The sequence below is a fragment of the Prosthecobacter sp. SYSU 5D2 genome (genome assembly GCF_039655865.1).
GTDB lineage: Bacteria > Verrucomicrobiota > Verrucomicrobiia > Verrucomicrobiales > Verrucomicrobiaceae > Prosthecobacter.
On sequence record NZ_JBBYXL010000008.1, the window covers coordinates 94,911 to 112,939 of the forward strand.

Here is an 18,029-nt window from a genome sequence, read left to right on the forward strand (position 1 = left end):
TCTTGAAACACACCCGCTGCTGTACCGCCCTGCTTGAGGCGCGGCAGCGTCCTGGAGTGCGGTGAAAGCGCAGAGCGCATCACCGCTCTTTCTTTGGCGGCACTTCACAGCCTAACGGGTTGTGCGTCCAAATGACCTCGCCCGGCCACGGCCCTCCAGGCACGATTGCCGGTCACACCACCTCCCGCGCTCCGGCGCAAGCGGCGCTGCCGAGGCAAGCGACTTGCGTCTTGCCTCTCTCCGCCGCATTCCAGGACGCTCTGCGAATGGGAGCGTCCAAGCCGGGACTTTGCAAGTCCCGCTCCTTGACGAGCCTTGACGCCTCCCGCCTCCCTAGTAATTAAACAAAAACGCGGGTGAGTTAATCAAAGCCCACGCCAGGTCCTGCGCGGCTGTCAGGCGCTTGTTGCCGAGCTGCTGGGCGCTCAGGGCGGTGTCGCGGCGGAGCTGGACGAGTTTCGGATCCAGCACGATGGGGTTTTGCGCGGCGAGATGCTTCGCCTCCAGGGCGACGAGGTCCTGGTCCACGGGCAGGGGCGTCTTGGCGTTGGCCAGGGCTTTTTTGCTGCTCTGGTAGTCGCGGGACTGGGCCAGGTAATGGGCGGACAGGGCGGCCTTCTGCTCCTTCGTCCGCTTGGCGGCAGGAGTCTTGATGGCGGCGGCCACTTCCTGGGCGGTGCCAAAGCGGACGACCGGGCTGCTGGTCACCCAGAAGCGGAAGCGCCCCAGATTATACTGGCCGTTGCGGAAGGGCTGCAGCATCTGGATGACCAACTGCGCGCCGCCTTTGAAGCTGACGGGCTTGGTGAATTCAAAGGTGGCCTCATGGCGGTAGCCGCCTTCCGGGGAGACCGCCCAGCCTTTGTCGCGGTTGCCCTTTTTCAGGGCCTCCGTCACGGAGAAGCCAGCCTGCTCAAAGTCGGCCATCGGATTGCGCAGCACCTGCGGCACGCCGCCTTTGACGCGCTTGCCGCCCGCCGCTGTCAGGGCCGTGGCGCTGACGTTCAGCTCGCTGAGGACAAAGTTACCATCTCTGGCGATGCCAGGTCCATTGCTGGGCAGGCGGTCATCCGGCAGCACTTCCAGCTTGATGGCGGTGATGTTTTCCAGGGTGGTCTTGCCGTTGAGCTGGTAGTTGCCGGCGGCCATGCGGCCATCGGAAAAGGCGGTGGCGAAAAGGGAGCCGTCGGGCTGCACCTCCAGTTTTTCCACGCCGGTGGCCTTGCTCACGGTGAGGTCCAGCGGCACCCACTCGGTGGTCATGTCCACATACTGCTCCCAGCGGGCCTGCTGCGTGGCGGCGGTTTCAGCGGCTTTTTTCACGGCTTCCTCCGCCTTCTGGATGGCGGCCAGGCGGGCCTCCTCCTTCTTCTTGTTCACCGGGGCCATCTTGACTTTGTAGGCCTCCAGCTCCGCCTTCGTGGCGGCGATGAGCGCCACACGTTCCGCCTCGGCCTTCTCGATGATGGGCTTCTGCTCGGCCTCCTTGGCCTGGTGCGCGGCGGCCAGTTTTTTGTGCTCCACATCCATGCCCGCCATGCTGGCCAGCGCGGCATTGATCTCCTTGCCGGTGGGCTTGCGGTTGATGATGCGGATGAAGATTTCCTCCACCAGCTTCGCATCGTCCTGCACCTCCTGGGTCAGTTTGGCGATGGCGTTGTTCGGGTCGCTGATGGCATCGCCCACGGTCGGGCCGGACATCAGGGCCATGACGGGGCCGAGGTTCATCTCGTTGCTGCGCTCGCACTCGCACACGCCTTCACGGGCGGGTTTACCAAAGTTGGTTAGGAACCCGTCAGGCAGCTGCGTCTGGCCGTCAATGAGCTGCGCAGCGCGGGTGCCCTTCGGCACGCCGGGGATGTTCGGCATGGAGCCGGTGACGGCGAAGACGGAGTCAAACAGCACCTCGGCCGGCAGGCGGCGGGCCTTGGCATGGCTGTAGTTCACCTTGTCATCTTCGTTCCATTTGTTGGTGGCCAGGCTGAGCTGGTAGGTGCGGCTCTGGGTGATGATCTTCATCAGGTGGCGCACGTTGAAGCCGCTCTGGATAAACTCATTGGTCAGGTGCTGCAGCAGCTCCGGATTGCTCGGCGGATTGCCCGCGCGGATGTCATCCAGCGGCTCGATCACGCCCGTGCCGGTCAGGTAGCCCCAGATGCGGTTGGCATAGCTCATGGCAAAGTAATCATTGTCCGGGCTGGTCATCCAGGTGGCAAACTGCTCGCGGCGGCTGCTGGCGGTCTTGCTGACCAGCTCCATGTCATAGGGCACCTTCGGGGCCACGGGCGCATTGGTGCGCAGGTGGTTCATCTCACCTTCGGTCTTGTCGCCGATGATCTCATACAGCGGCTTGGCACCTTCCACCGCAGAGCCGCCGATGGTCTTGCCGGCGCTGGCCGGGTCCGTCTTCAAGTCCACCTGGGCGAAGAAAGCGGCGGTCTCATAATACTGGTCCCAGGTCCACTTTTCAAAAGGATGGTCGTGGCACTTGTTGCAGTTAAAGCGCGTGGCCAGGAACAGGTGCGTGGTGTTTTCCACCAGCTCCTCCGGCGTGCGCACCGTCTTGAAATACGCGGCGGCCGGATTGTCCTTGGTGGAGCCGGTGGCCGTGATGATGCGGTAAGCCATGCGGTCATAGGGCGTGTTATCCGCCACCTGCTGCTTGATCCAGTCGCGAAGAATCTTCACGCCTTCCGCGCCGAGAAACTTGCTGTTCACCTGCAGCATGTCAGCCCATTTGTTAGACCAGTGGTCCACGAAATCCGGGTTGCCGATGAGGCGGTCGATGACCTCGTTGCGCTTCGTCTGGGTGTCGCGCTTGTCGGCCACAAAGGAGCGCACTTCCTCCGGCTTCGGCGGCAGGCCGGTCAGGTCCAGGTGCAGGCGGCGCAGGAATTCCTCATCACTGCACACACCGCTCGGCTCGATCTTCATGCGCTGCCATTTGTTCGCCACCAGCTCGTCAATCTTGCTCCACTTCTCCGGCTCCTTCCAGGCAAAGCCCGTGCGGTCGCCCATGACGGTGATCGTCGTCGCGGCGTAAGATCCTTCAAAACGGGCCAGGATGGCGGCCTCGCCACGGCGCAGGCTGGTCATGAGACCGCTGCTGTCCGCCTCGATGACATCGCCATTGCCGCTTTCCATGAAGGCTTCCGCCGTCACGTCGCGCACGTAGCCGTCGGCATAGCGGGCGATGACGCGCATCTGCTGGCGATGGCCGATGCGCTCCAGCACCGGGTTCTTCGGGAACACCTCGATGCTCGTCACCTTTGGTGTCTTCAGGTCCAGCTTCGCACCCTGGCTGATCCAGGCTTTCAGCGTTTCATAATACAGCTCTCCGGGCACCGTGAGCTGGCCGCCCTCATGCGGCACGGAGCCGCTGGCCTTCAGCAGCATCAGCGAGTGGTCTGGCGAGGCCACATTGGCGCGGCGGCTGGCCAGTTCATCCGTGAAAGCCAGCACGTCATAGATCGGATCGTAACCGCGCAGGCTCAGCTTGAAGCCCGCCTTGCCGTCCTTGGCCCCGTGGCAGGTGCCCATGTTGCAGCCCAGCTTGGAGGTGATGGGCATCACATCCCGCACATAGTCCGGCTTCAGCGCCAGGTTCATGCCGCTCACGCTCACCGGCACCGTCGCGCTCTTGCCCATGAAGGCGATTTTGACCTCGCCCTGGCCGTTCTTGCTCGGGCGCACCATGCCGCGCTCGTTCACGCTGGCCGCATCGCCACCATTGAAAGTCAGCCTGGCCATGCGGGTGATGTCCGCCTTGCTGCCGTCGCTCATTTTGGCGGTAACCAAAAGTTGCGCATACTCATTCGCCTTGGCGATTTTCACCGTCGTCGGCTGCACCTCGATGGACGCCACCGTCAGACCAGGCACCAGCGTCTCGATCTTTTCATCCTTCACCGCCGTGGCGCGCACGCTGTCATCGGCGATGACCTCGCTCGCCGCCAGCGCCTTGTCCTTCACCAGCGGCACGCTCGGAAATTCCTTGGCCACCTTGCCCGTCGCCGCTTCGATGAGCCGGATGCGACCGTCCTGGCCGGAAGCCGCCACCGTCTGGCCGTCCGGGCTGAAGCTCACGGTAAACACACCGCCCGTCGGCACCGGCACACTGGCGATCAGCTTCACATCCTTGGTGATCCAGTCTTCCAGCGCCTGGCCCGCACCGCTGCGTGTTTCGACGATGGTCTTCACCGCTTCCGGCATGGTGCTGTCATAATCCGACGCATAAATATTGATCTGGCCCGTGCCCTCGTGCGAGGCCCCGGCGGCGATGCGCTTGCCATCCGGCGCAAAGTCCACGCCGAAGATGCGCCCCTGCATCAGGGGAAATTTGCGGATCAAATTCGCATTGTCACCGATGACGCGCTTCGTGATGCGTTCCATGCGGTAGATGGCCGGCATGCCGTCCGTGCCGCCGATGAGGATCTCATTCCGCGTCGGATGCCGGGAGATGACGTGCACGCCGCCCTTCAGCGCGCCGGGCGTGATGGACGTGATGTTGTCCACAAACCGCTGCGTCTCCACCTCCGTCAGCTTCACACTCATGTCGCGGCCGCAGGAGGCGATGAACTTGCCGTCCGTGCTCCAGGCCGTGTCCAGCACCCAGTCACTGTGGCCGCCCATGAACAGCGTTTCCTTGCCCGTGGCCGCCTCAAAGGCGCGCAGCGCATTGTCGCCACAGCCCACCGCGATGTACTTGCCGTCCGGCGACCAGCTCGCGCCATACAACGTGTCAAACGTCAGCGACTTGGACAGCTCCAGCCGCTTCTTCGCCACGTCCCAGATTTGGATCTCCCCCTCACGCGCCGGGCTGCCGCCGGTGACCAGGATCTTGCTGCCATCCGGGGACCAGGCCAGCTTCTGGATGCGCTCCGCCAGGCCCACCAGCCGCGCCACGATGCCGCTGCCGTCCGCCTTGTGAATGAGCACCTCATGGTAACCCGCCACCGCGATCATGCTGCCATCCGGCGAATACTCCAAAAAGGTCACCGCAGGCGCCGTCACATACACCGGCGGATTGTCCATGTCATACTGCGCCATCACCGAGGCCGGCGTATCATCCTTGGCCCCCTCGCTCACCCAGCGCTTGATCAGCGCCACCTGCGTCTCATGCAGCGGATCGCCCTTCGGCGGCATCTCCACCTTCCCTTCCGCATCCGGCGTGGACACCTTCAGCAGGTTGGATTCCTCCGGCTTGCCCGGCACGATCGCATTGCCCTCCTCACCGCCCGCGAGCAGCTTGGCAAAGTCCGTCATCACATAGTCACCCTTCGCCTTCGCCGGCTGATGGCAGCCCGTGCAATTCGCCTGCAAAATGGGCCGGATGTGTTTGTAAAAGGACACCGGCTTGTCCGGATCAATGCCCTCCTCCTTCTTCGGCGGAGCCGCATGAACGGCCAGCGTCAGGAAAAACAGGCTGGAAAGAGTAAGCAGGGACGTCTTCATGGATGGGTGAAGGGGGGATTCTAACAAAGTGTAACGCACCGTAACGCCTCCTGTCACGGGTCTCTTGCTTTATCCCGCCCACTCCGGCAGGATCATCCATGCCTGTGGGGGGAAGTGCCAGGGTTGCTGACGGAGCGCGGACGCCCTCGTCCGCATATCATAACCCGGAACGGGGCAAGAGGAAGGTCTGGAACAAGACAAGGATCAAGATTTCAGAAGGCCTTTCTCTTCATCCAGACCTTGTTCAAGACCTTCATCTTCTGGGCTCTTCGGATCCCCTCCCCCCAGCCCGCAGGGCTGCCCGTGAATAGCCGGAGCGTCGGCGAGCCCTTGGCGAGCCAGACCTCCGTCGTCTGGGTTCATCGGATCCCTTCCCCCAGCCCGCAGGGCTATCCGTGAATAGCCGGAGCGTCGGCGAGCCTTTGGCGAGCTGGACCTCCGGTTGGGGAAAACGCCGCCCCGATGCGGAAGATCAACCCGCCAGGGTTGCCCCATCCTATCGCAGCACGAATAGACCCCGCGAGGCCGATAGGGCTACTCCTGCGGAGTAGATCGTCGTTCGGTCGTTTCGTGGCCTGCGTCCGGAGGTTATCTCGCCGAGGCTCGCCTCACCTCCGGCTACTCATGAGGCAGCCCTGCGGGCTGTGGGATGAAGATTCCCGAAGCTCCCCTCATCATCCAAAGCTTGTTTCTTGTCTTCATCCTCTGAATTCCCCTAGCCCGAAGGGCTAACCCATGAGTAGCCGGAGCGTCGGCGAGCCTTTGGCGAGCTGGACCTCCGGTTCGGCGAAAGAGGCACCGATGCGGAAGATCAACCCGCCAGGGTTGGCCCATCATGCCGCCGCCCGAACAGACCCCGCGTGGCCGATGGGGCTACTCCTGCGGAGTAGGTCTTCGCTGGGCCCTATCGTGGCCTTTGACCCGAGGTTAGCTCTTCCGCCAGGGCGGGATCGCTTCACCTCCGGCTACTCATGGGGCAGCCCTGCGGGCTCAGCTCAGAGCACTCAGGCACCCAACCGGTTTAACTCCTGGAACGAACAAGCTCCAAAGAATGGTCTCATGGACTTCGTTGGATTAGTCTAAACCGTTCCGGTTCATGGCCACTTACACCCAGATCCTTTATCACATCGTCTTCTCGACAAAACATCGTGAAAGGGTGCTTGATGCCGCCCACCGGGAGGACCTGTTCCGCTTCATCTGGGGCGTGCTGCAAAACCGCCAATGCCACCTCTACCGGATCGGCGGTGTGGAAGATCATCTGCACATGCTCGTCACGCTGCATCCTTGCGTGGCCCTTGCCGACCTTGTGAAGGAAATCAAAACCTCCTCCTCCGCCTGGATCAAAGGCCAGAATGTGTTCCCAGCCTTCAGCTACTGGCAGGAAGGTTATGGAGCCTTTACCTGCTCATTGGAGCAGAAGCCCGCGCTGATTGATTACATCCGGAACCAGGAGGTCCACCACCGCCAGGAAACATTCCAGCAGGAATACCAGCGTCTGCTTTCCGAGGCAGGTCTGGCCATCCATGAGCTCGACAAAGAATGGCGTGACCCTGAAGGATAAAGCTGATGTGAAGTAACCAAGGCTGGTAACTGAGTCAGCCATGTGACCGCCTATATTGTAGCCCGAAGGGCTAACCCCATGAATAGCCGGAGCGTCGGCGAGCCTTTGGCGAGCCAGACCTCCGGTTCGGCGAAAGAGGCACCGATGCGGAAGATCAACCCGTAGGGTTGCCCCATCAGCTCGCCGCACGAACAGACCCCGCGTGGCCGATAGGGCTACTCCTGCGGAGTAGGTCGTCGTTCGGCCCTATCGTGGCGTTTGACCGGAGGTTAGCTCGCCGAGGCTCGCTTCACCTCCGGCTACTCATGGGGCAGCCCTGCGGGCTGGAAGATACCGGAAGGTCTGGCTCATTTTCTTCATCGAGAACTTCATCTTCTGGGTTCTTCGAGGCGGAAACCTCACTCAAATCGCCGCAGTCGCGGGTCACGGAGTGTGGAGCAGTGTGCGGCACCGGCCTTCGGATCCCGTTCCCCCAGCCCGCAGGGCTACCCGTGAATAGCCGGAGCGTCAGCGAGCCTTTGGCGAGCTGGACCTCCGGTTCGGCGAAAGAGGCACCGATGCGGAAGATCAACCCGCCAGGGTTGCCCCATCATACCACAACCCGCCAGACCCCGCGTGGCCGATGGCGCTACTCCTGCGGAGTAGGTCGTCCAAAGAGTGAGAATGAAACAGCGCATCGGCGGAAAGAACATGAGCGGAGAGAACCTTGGAGTCATCAAGGGGGTGAGCAAACCAACGCCGATCAACGAGGTGATCTGCGCCCACTTTCCCACGTTGTCCTGGCCGAAAGGCACACGCTGGTGTGGTGGGAATCTTTCCTCGCTCAGGGTTGTTACACTGCACATCGCGTAACCAATGGTAAATCTAAAAAATGGACTTCCCGGCGACTGCGTCTGATCCTAAGATTCAGAAACATGATCCGCCACAGCCTCTCCATCCTCTCACTCGGCCTTGCTTTATTCTCCACTCCTCTTGAAGCTCGTGACGAGGGGGCAGCAGCGGCGGTGCTGGGGGTCAAGGATCTCGTGAGCTTCTGGCGGTTCCAGGAAGAACCCGGCACCGCACGGGTCGCCGAGGGCAGCTTCCCGGCCCTCCTCCTGGAAGGGAATAATCAACCCGTCGCACGAGCGAACGAGGGACTCTTTGGGGAATTTTCCCTCTCCGTTCAGCAGGGAAAGTGGCTGCGGATTCCACGCGAGAAGCTGGGCCCGCTGGACATCCACGGGCCGGAAGCGCAAGTGACCTTGATCGCGTGGGTGAAGCGGGAGGCGGATACCTACTGGCAGTCGGTGGCCGGGGTGTGGAACGAAAGCCACTCGGGCCGCCAATACATGCTCTTCCTCAACGCGCGGGCCGCGACGGATTCGAGAACACTGGATCGGGTGGACTGCAAAAACCGGATTCACGGCCACATCTCCGCCCTTGGAAGCAAGACACCAGGACATCAAGTCTGGAAACAATATGCTAGCGGAGCCAGCGAGGTCCCGCTGGGCAGCTGGCACATGCTCGCGATGACTTACGACTCCAAACAAATCCGCCTGTATCTCGATGGTCAACTCGACTCTTGGGAACACTTCAATCCTTTTCCCTATGATGAAGGCATCTTCGATGGCGGTGAAAAAGGCTCCGAGTTCACCGTGGGCGCAAACCATGTGAGGGAAGTCGCGAACAACAACCCTTTCGGCGGGAAGATCGCCGGATTGGCCGTTTTTGATCGTGCTCTGGCCGAGGATGAACTCGCCGCTCTCGCCCGCAAGACGTTGCCGGAGCGTGATTGAGCGGGTGTGAATCGGGTGCCCGCCCGTCAGGACGGAAATTCGAGTGAAGGCCACCCATTTGAATCCAGGTGGGTCCGTTGCCTTGGGGATACATGCAAGGCGCCCGCCTCCAGACATCGTTCTGGAGGCGGACGTGTATTTGGCCCGAACCGTGGACCTAACGAAAAGAACCGCAACTTTCGGACTTGGTGCGAATTAAAACAAGATCATCCGAATCTTATCGTTTCTGCCGTCGTCCAATTGTGCTCCCCGCCTTGACCCCCATGAAAACCTTTGCCCTTCTCTTTCTGGCCGCCAGCCTCAGCCACGGTGCCGCCCTGCCGGAGGCTGCGAAAATTGACAGCCTGCTGGCGGACGGATGGCAGAAGCAGAATCTGCAGCCGAATCCGGCGGCACCGGATGAGGTCATCGTGCGCCGCCTTTACCTGGACATCGCCGGGCGCATCCCCACGGTGGAGGAGACGCGGGAGTTCCTGGCCAGCCCGGCTCCGGACAAGCGGGCGCGGCTGATTGACAAGCTCCTGGCCAGCGACGGCTACACCAGCCACCTGTTTAATTTTTGGGCAGATGTGCTGCGCCTGACGGACAACACCAAGGGCCGCATCACGGCGGAGGCCTATGAAGAATGGCTGAAAAAGGAGCTCAAGGCGAACACGCCCTATGACCAGTTTGTCAAAAAACTGCTGACCACCGATGGCGGTGCCTGGGACAGCGGCAGCATCGGCTTTTACCAGCGGGATGAGAACAAGCTGGACCACCTGGCCTACACCGTGCAGGTCTTTCTGGGCACCAGCATCGTCTGCGCCCAGTGCCATAACCACCCCTTCGACAAATGGAGCCAGAAGGACTACTACGGCATGGCCGCCTTCACCTATGGCATGGACATCCGTGGCGGCGATGTGACCAACATCAAGCTGTCGAAGCGCCCAATGACCAAGCCGCAGCTACCCGAGCAACTGGCCAATCTCTCAGGCAAAGAACGCCGCCAGTACATGAAAGACCACCCGGAAGAAGTGGCCAGGCTGCGCAAGGAAGCCGCTGCCGCCGGCAAGGTCAGCAACGAGGAGATGAACCAGGTGAGAAAAGCGCTCGGCGATGTCATGCGCCCGCTGCGCTACACCGCCATCAACTGGCAGGAAGGCAAACTGCCGAAGCTGCCTGCCGACTACGCTTATGATGACGCCAAGCCCGGCCAGACCATCGAGGCCCGCGCCATGTTTGGCCATGAGGCCAAGCCCAAAGAGGGCCAGACGACGGTGCAGGCCTTTGCCGACTGGATGGCCAGCCCGGAAAATCCGCGCTTCACCACCGTCATCGCCAACCGCATGTGGAAGCATGTTTTCGGCCTGGGTCTCATCGAGCCGCTGGATGAAATGACGGACTCCACCGTGGCCAGCAATCCCGCGCTCATGGATTACCTCACGCAGCTCATGATCGAGAAGAAATACTCGATCAAATCCTTCCTGCGCGTGCTTTACAACACCGACACCTACCAACGCATGGCCAGCACCCAGGAAGTGGCCCTGGGGGAGACCTACCACTTCACCGGCCCCACCCTGCGCCGCATGAGCGCCGAGCAGGTCTGGGATTCCCTCATCACCCTGAGCCAGGGCAATGTTGACAGCGCCGTGGATGAGGAAAACCAGCGCCTGCACCAGTATCTGGATGACCTGAATCTCTTCATCGGCACGATGAAGGACAAGGGCCCGGAAGGCATCATCGCCGCGGCCAAAGAGGGCATCGCCCGCCGCCAGGAGAATGACCGCCAGCTCACCCTCATGCGGGAAAAAATGGCCGCTGAGAAAGGTGGCAACGCCGATCCCGCCTCCGCCAAAGCGCTGGCCAATGCCGCTAACAAACTCCGCCGCGAAGCCAGTAACGACCTGCTGACCAACCTTATCGGCGAGGAGCGCGCCGAGGCGCTCATCCGTGGCTACAGACCTAACCAACAGATCAAAAAAACCGCCCGCCCGGTGATGAAACGCAGCGAGATGCGCAACATGACCAAGGAGCAGCGCAAAGAGATGGCCCGCAGCAGCGTGGACCGCACCATGGTCGCCCGCGCCTCTGAGCTGCCCTCCCCGGCCAAGCCCGGCCACTTCCTGCGCACCTTTGGCCAGTCGGACCGCGAGGTGATAGATAATGCCAGCGAGGCCGCCTCCGTGCCCCAGGCGCTGACCTTGCTGAACGGCCCTGTGGTTCAGAGCCTGAGCAACCCAGGCTCCCAACTCAGCCAGCAGCTCGCCCAAGCCGGCAGCCCGGACCAGAAAGCCAGCCTGCTCTATGAAGCCCTGCTGAGCCGCCGCCCCACCCAGGACGAGCGCATCGTGCTGACCGGCGTCATCCAGGAACGCGGCGACAATGCGCTGGAAGACATCACGCACGCGCTGCTCACGGGCTCGCAGTTTCTCTTCATCCAATAAGGGCAAAGAGCTTGGGGCAAAGAGCATGGGGTGAAACCCAAACCAAACTGCGGCGCCAATTGGAAACCAAAATCCTGATTTATTATGAGCATGTTTCGATTTCAAGAACTAACCGTGTGGCAGCGAGCTCTGGAGATAGGAATCGAACTGGATGACCTGTCAGATCAACTGGAATCAAGAAAACGCTTCCGTCAGGCCGAGCAGTTAAGATCCGCTGCGATGAGCATTTCCAACAATATCGCCGAAGGGTCTGGCAGCTCATCCAAAAAAGACTTCGCCCACTTCGTTAACATTGCCAAGCGCTCTGCCTTTGAGACCGCCAATATGCTGATCTTTTTTGAGCGTAAAAAGCTTCTTAGTCCATCCATCGGCCAGCCACTCCTGATTCAACTCGAAAGCCTTTGCCGCATGATGGAATCCTTTCGCAAATCCCTGCTTCCTTAGCTCCCTGCCCCTTGCCCCTTGCCCCAAGCCCCATTCCCCCGCCATGAATTCATCTTTCCTCCGCGCCGACGAGCCGACCCGCCGTGACTTTGTCATGAACATCGCCAAGACTTGTCTTGGAGTCTCGGTCATGCAGCCGCTGATGCAGCGGCAGGCGCAGGCGGTGGCTTTTGAGGGCAGTTCCAAAGCGCGGCAGGTGGCCACGGCGCGGAATGTCATTTATCTCTACATGGCAGGCGGCATGACACATCTGGATACCTTTGGCGTGAGCCCTGGGGCCGAGACGATGGGGGATACCAAGTGCATTCCCACCAGTGCAGATGGCGTGATGCTGGGCCATGGGCTGCCCACGGTGGCCAAGTACATGCACCACGGCGTCGTCATCAACAGCCTTTCCAGCACCCAGGGCGCGCATGAGCAGGGGAACTATTATCAGCACACCGGCTACACCATGCGCGGAGCCACCCGCCATCCGACGATGGGCGCATGGTTGCAGAAATTCCAGGGCAAAGGCAATCCCGACCTGCCGGGAACAGTGGTCGTCTCCAACGACAGCAAGCATCCGGGTGGCGGATTTTTCGAAGCCTCCTTCCAGCCCCTGCTCATCAATGATCCCAAATCCGGCCTGCAACACAGCAAGCGCCCCGCCAGTCTCGCCGAAAGCGATCTGGACTACCGGCTGAACCTTTCCGCACGCCTCAATGCCGGCTTTGAGCAAAAATATGCCCACAGCGCCGTGCGCGCTTATAGCGATGTTTACAAGGATGCCGTGAACGTCATGAAAAGCGCGGACCTGGTGGCCTTTGACCTCAACAAAGAGCCTGAGGAACTGCGCGAGGAATACGGCGAGAGCAGCTTCGGCCAGGGCTGCCTGCTGGCACGCCGCCTCATCGAGCATGGAGTGCGGTATATCGAAGTCACCAGCGGCGGCTGGGACATGCATAACGACATCTACGCCCGCCTGCCGGAAAAGATCAGTGAGCTGGACAAAGCCCTCGGCGCACTGCTGGGCGACCTGGACAGGCGCGGCCTGCTGCAGGAAACGCTCGTCGTCATCACCAGCGAATTTGGCCGCACCCCGGACATCAACCAGAACGCCGGCCGCGACCATTATCCGAAAGCCTTCAGCTCCGCCCTCTGGGGTGGCGGCATCCAGGGCGGCCAGACCTATGGCAAGACCGACAAAGGCATCGAAGTGACCGAGAACAAAGTCACTCCGCCTGACCTGAACGCCACCATCGCCTACGCCCTCGGCCTGCCGCTGGACCAGGTCCTTTATTCACCGACCAAGCGCCCCTTCACCATCGCTGACAAAGGCCAGCCGATCACGGCGCTGTTTGGTTGAGGGGATTGCCACAGAGGACAAAAGGCCTGGTGCCTACAAATTAAATGGCAGCCAGAATGCCATTGAAAATGGCAAATTTAATGGCAGTATGCTGCAATGACTGCTGTCCTTACTCTTGATTCCTCCGGTCGCCTTGTTCTGCCGAAATGCTTTCGGGACAAGATGCACCTGCAAGCCGGTGCCCGGCTGAGAGTGGACATGGTGGGTGACAAACTGGAGATGAGACAGGATGATGCTCCGGTCAAGCTTGTCAGGCGCGGCAAGCGCCGGGTGATTACTGGCTGGGTTGGTTTCGATGCAGCGAAGGCTGTGCGCGAGATGCGGGAAGACCAGGTAGCGCGGCTTGAGGCTCCCTTTCACAAATAGAGATGACAGACTTTATTGATACCTCAGTCTTGGTGGCAGCCGCTGTGGACTCAGAGGCTTTTCATGGTGAGTGTGATGCTCTGCTGGAACGTCCGGCCCTGGGTATGTATGCACACGGCATTGCAGAGACTTTTAGTACACTGACAGGTGGACGGAAGGGATTTCGCATGTCTGCCCAGATTGTCGCTGAAGTGATCGAAACGGATTATATACCGTTTTTAACCATCACCGCCCTCAGTCCCACAGAGGTCTTGCGGGCGATGCGGGACGCGGAGTCACGTGGTGTTAGGGGAGGAGGGATTTTTGACTATCTGCATCTCGTGGCCGCACGCAAAGCCAAGGCGGCACGGTTTTACACGCTGAATGTCGCTCACTTCCGTGCCTGTCATCGGGCGGGAGATCCGGAAATTGTCCATCCGTAAGAAGCGAGTTTTCACCCCCCAGCCAGCCGTCTCTGCCGCGCAGCCTCAAAGAGCAGAACGGCCCCGGCGGCGGCGACGTTAAGAGACTCCACGCTGGGGTGCATGGGGATGCGCAGGCGGACGTCGCACTGGCGCATGAGGTCCGGGTCCACACCCCGGCCTTCGTTGCCTAACAAAAGAAGCGTTCGCTGATTCCAGTCGTAGTCCGTATAGTCCATCTCCCCTTCCCCGGCGGCGGCGACGATTTGGCATCCGGCGGTTTGCAGGGCCTGCAAATCGGCTGCGTCGGCATCGGCATGAATGGGCAGGCGGAAGGCGGAGCCCATGGAGCTGCGCAGGGCTTTGGGGGAGAAGGCATCGGCGCTGCCTTTCAGGCAAAGGATGCCGCCAGCACCGGCGGCTTCTGCCGTGCGGATCAGCGTGCCCAGATTGCCCGGATCCTGCAGGCGGTCACAGCCGAGCAAAAGAGTAGCGTGCGTTTCCAAAAGCAGCCCGGCAGCCGTCTCTGGCCGCCGGGCGATGAGGATGAGGCCCTGGCTCTGGACGGTATCGCTGAGACTGCGGAGGATGTCCGGCGTGGTTTCCAGCATCAGCGCACCCTTGCCAGAAAGGCGTTCCAGCAGAGCCTCCGCACGCCCGTCACCTGGACCGCCTGCCGGATAAAAACATGCTTCAATGGTTAGGCCGGAAGCAGCCGCCTCTTCGGCAAGTCGCAGGCCCTCAATGAAGATCAGGCCGTCTTCGCGGCCATCGCGGACGCGGCGGGCGTGTTTGACCTTTTCATTGGCGGCACTGGTGATCTGCATGGCGTCCGCATAGCGCACGCCGTTCACTCCGTCCACCAGCTTTGATCAGGGCTGCACCAGCCCGGCAAAGGCGCGGCGTCCGGACCACAGCAGGAAAGCGGACAGGGCGGTGATCAGCAGGACCGGCGGTTCAAACAGGCCGGCACCTTTGGTCAGGAAGATGTGAAAGGCCAGGATGTTGACGACGATGGGACCCAGGAGCAAAAGCCCGACGTTCCGCGTCTTCGGCACGGCCACCAGCAGGCCGCCGGTGATCTCCAGCACTTTCACAAAGGCCAGATAACCCGTGGGGAAGAGCGCGGCCATGAAGAGCTTGTGCGGAGCATCCGCCGGAGAGGGATCCGCCGGCATGGGGATGAAGTTAAAGAAAAAATTCAGCCCGAAGGTGAGGAACAGAAGTCCAAGGAGGGCACCGGCGATGTTGGAGGCAAGTTTCATGATGTTTTGATTTGTGAATGGCAGTGTGAACTGACACTCCCTATCTCGCAGGCGGCCGCCACCCTCTCCAATGCAGCCTGTTTGGCCTGAGCATAACCCGGCCGCATGGCAGCTAGGCATGGAGAACAGCCGTCCCGCCTGTTTAAAGCCCACAGCCAGGATGCCACTGCCCGCACCCAAACCTCGCCACCCGAAGCCCTTTGAGCTTGCGGCACCCAGCCCACGCATGCCCCCTCCCAAGCCCAAAGGGCTTACGGCAATCAGCCCAGGGTTGGCACAACCCTGGGTCACACGCCCCACGATGCCCACCCTCACACGCAACCCCAACGGGGTTGCGTCGGTCATACGCCGCCCGCCTGCCAGAGTTTCCATCCCCGCACTCAAATCTGGTCTTGCGGGAAAGGCCGGGGGGCGCATACTTCGCCCTCCCGATGTTTGAAAAAGTCAAAGTTGCTGTCCTGGGTGCGAGCGGATATTCCGGCATTGAACTGCTGCGTTTATTACTGCGCCATCCGCATGCTGAGCTGGTGGCGGTGACGTCACGCACGCTGGCAGGCAAGACCCTGTCTGACGAGTTCCCGCGCTTCCGCAAAGTGGGCGTGGCGGACACGCTGACGTTTTCCAATCCGGACGTAGCAGCCCTGAAGGCCAGCGGCGCAGAGATCGCCTTCCTGGCACTGCCGCATGGAGTATCGGTGGAGTACGCCAAGCCGCTGCTGGAGGCAGGCATCAAGGTCATTGACCTGAGCGCGGACTTCCGCCTGCGCAGCGCGGCGGTTTACAAAGAATTTTATGCTCATGAACACCCGGCACCCGAGCTGCTGTCGGAGGCCGTTTATGCGCTGCCGGAGATCCGTGCGGAGGAGATCAAAAAGGCCCGCCTCATCGCCTGCCCCGGCTGCTATCCGACGAGCATCCTGCTGCCGCTGATCCCGCTGCTGAAGGCGGGTCTGCTGGCAGAAGATCCGCTGGCGGTATCCGCCATGAGCGGCGCCAGTGGTGCGGGGCGGAATGCCAGCATTCCCCTGCTCTTCTGCGAGGTGCAAAACAGCCTGCGCAGCTACAGCGTGCCGCAGCACCGGCATCTGAGCGAGGTGGGCCAGGAGCTGAGCCTGGCCGCTGGCCGCGAGGTGCGCCTTTCCTTTGTGCCGCACCTGGTGCCAGTCTATGCAGGCATCTGCACCACGACGTTTGCCACGCCGAAGGCGGGTGTGACCGTGGAGCAGGTGGAAGCGGCGCTGAAAGAAGCCTATGCGGACCAGACCTTCGTCCGCCTGCTGGGGCGCAACCAGAGCCCGGACACCAAACACGTCATGGGCACCAACTTTGTGGACATCGGCTGGGCGCTGGATGAGCGCGCCGGACGTCTGATTTTGATGAGCGCCGAGGACAACATCGGCAAAGGGGCCTCCAGCCAGGCCATCCAGAACATGAACCTTGTTTGCGGCTTTGATCCTGCTGCCGGACTCCTGAGTGTATGAGCGACGATTTTTTTGATCCCTTCCGCGAATCGCGGGTGCCCTTTACCACCATTGACGGCGGTGTGACGGCCGCGCGCGGATTCCGTGCGGGCGCCATCTCCTGCGGCATTAAAAACCCGGATGTGAAGCGGCTGGACCTGATGCTGCTGACCTCCGACGTGCCCACCGTGACGGATGCAGTGTTCACAACGAACAAGGTCCGTGCCGCCTGTGTGCGCGTCTCCCAGCAGCACATCAAGGACAGCGACGTACGCGCCATCATCGCCAACAGCGGCAATGCCAATGCCTGCACCGGCCCGCAGGGCATCCAGGATGCCAAAGCCATGTGCAAGGCCACGGCGGAGGCCCTCGGCATCCGCATGCGCCAGGTGCAGGTCTGCTCCACCGGCATCATCGGCATGAACATGCCCATCCAGCGCATCACTCCACGGGTGAAGGAGCTGGCGGACATCCTTTCTCCGGCAGGCTCCGATGACGCCTCCCGCGCCATCATGACCAGCGATACCAAGCCCAAGAGCTTCGCCATTGAGGTGCCCTGCGGCAGCGGCAGCTTCCGCGTCGGCGGCATCGCCAAAGGCGCCGGCATGATCTGCCCCAACATGGCCACCATGCTCTGCTTCATCACCACGGATGCAAAGATCGCCCCCGATGAGCTGAAGCGCGCCATGCGCTGCGCGGTGGACCAGTCCTTTAACTGCATCACCATTGACGGCGATACCAGCACCAATGACACCGTCATCGTCATGAGCAACGGCATGGCCGAGGCACCGCCCATCAAGAAAGGCAGCGAGGAGGCCAAAATCTTCCGCTGTGCTCTGCACAAGGTCATGCTGGAACTCGCCAAAATGATCGTCAGCGATGGCGAGCGCGTCACCAAATTTGTCGAGATCCGCGTCCGCAATGCCCGCACCCATGCCGATGCAAAAAAAGCGGCGGAAGCCGTGGCCAAGTCAATGCTGGTAAAATGCTCCTGGCATGGCAGCGACCCGAACTGGGGCCGCGTGATCCACGCCATCGGCTATTCCGGCGCACGCCTCCGTGAGGAGCTCATTGACATTTACTTCGGCGGCCTCATCGCCTGCAAAGGCGGCTTGACCACAAACACGCCAATGTCAGAACTGGAAAAGGTGGTGAAGGAGCCTCGCTTTTCCGTGACCATTGACCTCAACCAGGGCAGCGCCAACCACATCGTCTATACCAGCGACCTTTCGGAAGAATACGTGGACTTTAACAGCAGCGAATACTCCGCCGCCGTGCATGCCAAACGTCAGAAAGGGCTCGCCTAAAAACAGAGCAGCAGACTGCTTGCCGGTCTCCTGGGTGTCGCATCACATGTCTGCCTGAGACAAAGGCAGGACTGTCTGAGCCCCGTAATAGCGGGGATGAAGGTTGACAGGCTAGGAGACAGGATTATTTGCAGGGGTGGACGTAGGAAAAACAGGGCGACAAGCAGTCACCCAAGCTGCCGTGGGCAGCCTGGGGAAAGGCTATGGCCAGATAAGCCTGATGTGGCG

At 61.2% G+C, this 18,029-nt stretch carries 13 protein-coding genes; 10 read left to right on the top strand and 3 right to left on the bottom strand.

Features of this window, described 5'->3' with window-relative positions; all coding sequences use genetic code 11:
* Positions 1-333 precede the first annotated feature (333 nt).
* Positions 334-5,451: a DUF1549 domain-containing protein gene (locus tag WJU23_RS14920; RefSeq protein ID WP_346333399.1), complete on the bottom strand. Its 5,118-nt coding sequence runs from the start codon at positions 5,449-5,451 to the stop codon at positions 334-336.
* Between the two features lie 1,096 nt (positions 5,452-6,547).
* On the opposite strand from WJU23_RS14920, the gene tnpA reads away from it, so the two are divergent.
* From tnpA to WJU23_RS14960, 8 genes are all read left to right on the top strand, one after another.
* The gene (tnpA, locus tag WJU23_RS14925; protein ID WP_346333400.1) at positions 6,548-7,012 is read left to right on the top strand and encodes an IS200/IS605 family transposase; all 465 of its coding nucleotides are present in this window, start codon (positions 6,548-6,550) and stop codon (positions 7,010-7,012) included.
* Between the two features lie 663 nt (positions 7,013-7,675).
* Positions 7,676-7,864 (top strand): hypothetical protein, encoded by a 189-nt coding sequence (locus WJU23_RS14930; protein WP_346333401.1) that lies wholly within the window; start codon positions 7,676-7,678, stop codon positions 7,862-7,864.
* A gap of 62 nt (positions 7,865-7,926) precedes the next feature.
* Positions 7,927-8,790 (top strand): LamG domain-containing protein, encoded by an 864-nt coding sequence (locus WJU23_RS14935; RefSeq protein WP_346333402.1) that lies wholly within the window; start codon positions 7,927-7,929, stop codon positions 8,788-8,790.
* A 263-nt stretch (positions 8,791-9,053) separates the two neighbouring features.
* Positions 9,054-11,213 (top strand): DUF1549 domain-containing protein, encoded by a 2,160-nt coding sequence (locus WJU23_RS14940; RefSeq protein ID WP_346333403.1) that lies wholly within the window; start codon positions 9,054-9,056, stop codon positions 11,211-11,213.
* A 90-nt stretch (positions 11,214-11,303) separates the two neighbouring features.
* Positions 11,304-11,657: a four helix bundle protein gene (locus tag WJU23_RS14945; RefSeq protein WP_346333404.1), complete on the top strand. Its 354-nt coding sequence runs from the start codon at positions 11,304-11,306 to the stop codon at positions 11,655-11,657.
* Between the two features lie 43 nt (positions 11,658-11,700).
* Positions 11,701-13,002: a DUF1501 domain-containing protein gene (locus tag WJU23_RS14950; protein WP_346333405.1), complete on the top strand. Its 1,302-nt coding sequence runs from the start codon at positions 11,701-11,703 to the stop codon at positions 13,000-13,002.
* Positions 13,003-13,098: 96 nt separating this feature from the next.
* Complete coding sequence (locus WJU23_RS14955; RefSeq protein ID WP_346333406.1) at positions 13,099-13,368, top strand: AbrB/MazE/SpoVT family DNA-binding domain-containing protein; 270 nt, start codon at positions 13,099-13,101, stop codon at positions 13,366-13,368.
* A gap of 2 nt (positions 13,369-13,370) precedes the next feature.
* On the top strand, positions 13,371-13,790 hold the full coding sequence (locus tag WJU23_RS14960) for a PIN domain-containing protein (protein WP_346333407.1): 420 nt from the start codon (positions 13,371-13,373) through the stop codon (positions 13,788-13,790).
* Positions 13,791-13,801: 11 nt separating this feature from the next.
* Here WJU23_RS14960 and WJU23_RS14965 read toward each other — a convergent pair whose 3' ends face one another.
* Together WJU23_RS14965 and WJU23_RS14970 are read right to left on the bottom strand one after the other, a co-directional pair.
* A complete protein-coding gene (locus WJU23_RS14965; protein ID WP_346333408.1) occupies positions 13,802-14,632 on the bottom strand; it encodes an RNA methyltransferase in 831 nt (276 codons plus the stop codon).
* Between the two features lie 9 nt (positions 14,633-14,641).
* Complete coding sequence (locus WJU23_RS14970; protein ID WP_346333409.1) at positions 14,642-15,034, bottom strand: hypothetical protein; 393 nt, start codon at positions 15,032-15,034, stop codon at positions 14,642-14,644.
* Between the two features lie 431 nt (positions 15,035-15,465).
* Here WJU23_RS14970 and argC point away from each other — a divergent pair, with 431 nt between their 5' ends.
* Both argC and argJ read left to right on the top strand, forming a co-directional pair.
* Entirely contained in the window at positions 15,466-16,515 is a 1,050-nt protein-coding gene (gene argC, locus WJU23_RS14975; protein ID WP_346333410.1) for an N-acetyl-gamma-glutamyl-phosphate reductase, read from the top strand.
* Positions 16,512-17,801 (top strand): bifunctional glutamate N-acetyltransferase/amino-acid acetyltransferase ArgJ, encoded by a 1,290-nt coding sequence (gene argJ, locus WJU23_RS14980; RefSeq protein WP_346333411.1) that lies wholly within the window; start codon positions 16,512-16,514, stop codon positions 17,799-17,801. The genes argC and argJ overlap by 4 nt, the downstream gene beginning before the upstream one ends.
* The last annotated feature ends 228 nt before the right edge of the window (positions 17,802-18,029 follow it).

Bases quoted from the DNA above. Each gene is read 5' to 3' on its own strand.
- argC (WP_346333410.1), top strand. From the start codon at position 15,466: ATGTTTGAAAAAGTCAAAGTTGCTGTCCTGGGTGCGAGCGGATATTCC.
- WJU23_RS14930 (WP_346333401.1), top strand. From the start codon at position 7,676: ATGAAACAGCGCATCGGCGGAAAGAACATGAGCGGAGAGAACCTTGGA.
- tnpA (WP_346333400.1), top strand. From the start codon at position 6,548: ATGGCCACTTACACCCAGATCCTTTATCACATCGTCTTCTCGACAAAA.
- WJU23_RS14935 (WP_346333402.1), top strand. From the start codon at position 7,927: ATGATCCGCCACAGCCTCTCCATCCTCTCACTCGGCCTTGCTTTATTC.
- WJU23_RS14950 (WP_346333405.1), top strand. From the start codon at position 11,701: ATGAATTCATCTTTCCTCCGCGCCGACGAGCCGACCCGCCGTGACTTT.
- WJU23_RS14945 (WP_346333404.1), top strand. From the start codon at position 11,304: ATGTTTCGATTTCAAGAACTAACCGTGTGGCAGCGAGCTCTGGAGATA.
- WJU23_RS14960 (WP_346333407.1), top strand. From the start codon at position 13,371: ATGACAGACTTTATTGATACCTCAGTCTTGGTGGCAGCCGCTGTGGAC.
- WJU23_RS14970 (WP_346333409.1), bottom strand. From the start codon at position 15,034: ATGAAACTTGCCTCCAACATCGCCGGTGCCCTCCTTGGACTTCTGTTC.
- WJU23_RS14955 (WP_346333406.1), top strand. From the start codon at position 13,099: ATGACTGCTGTCCTTACTCTTGATTCCTCCGGTCGCCTTGTTCTGCCG.
- argJ (WP_346333411.1), top strand. From the start codon at position 16,512: ATGAGCGACGATTTTTTTGATCCCTTCCGCGAATCGCGGGTGCCCTTT.
- WJU23_RS14920 (WP_346333399.1), bottom strand. From the start codon at position 5,451: ATGAAGACGTCCCTGCTTACTCTTTCCAGCCTGTTTTTCCTGACGCTG.
- WJU23_RS14940 (WP_346333403.1), top strand. From the start codon at position 9,054: ATGAAAACCTTTGCCCTTCTCTTTCTGGCCGCCAGCCTCAGCCACGGT.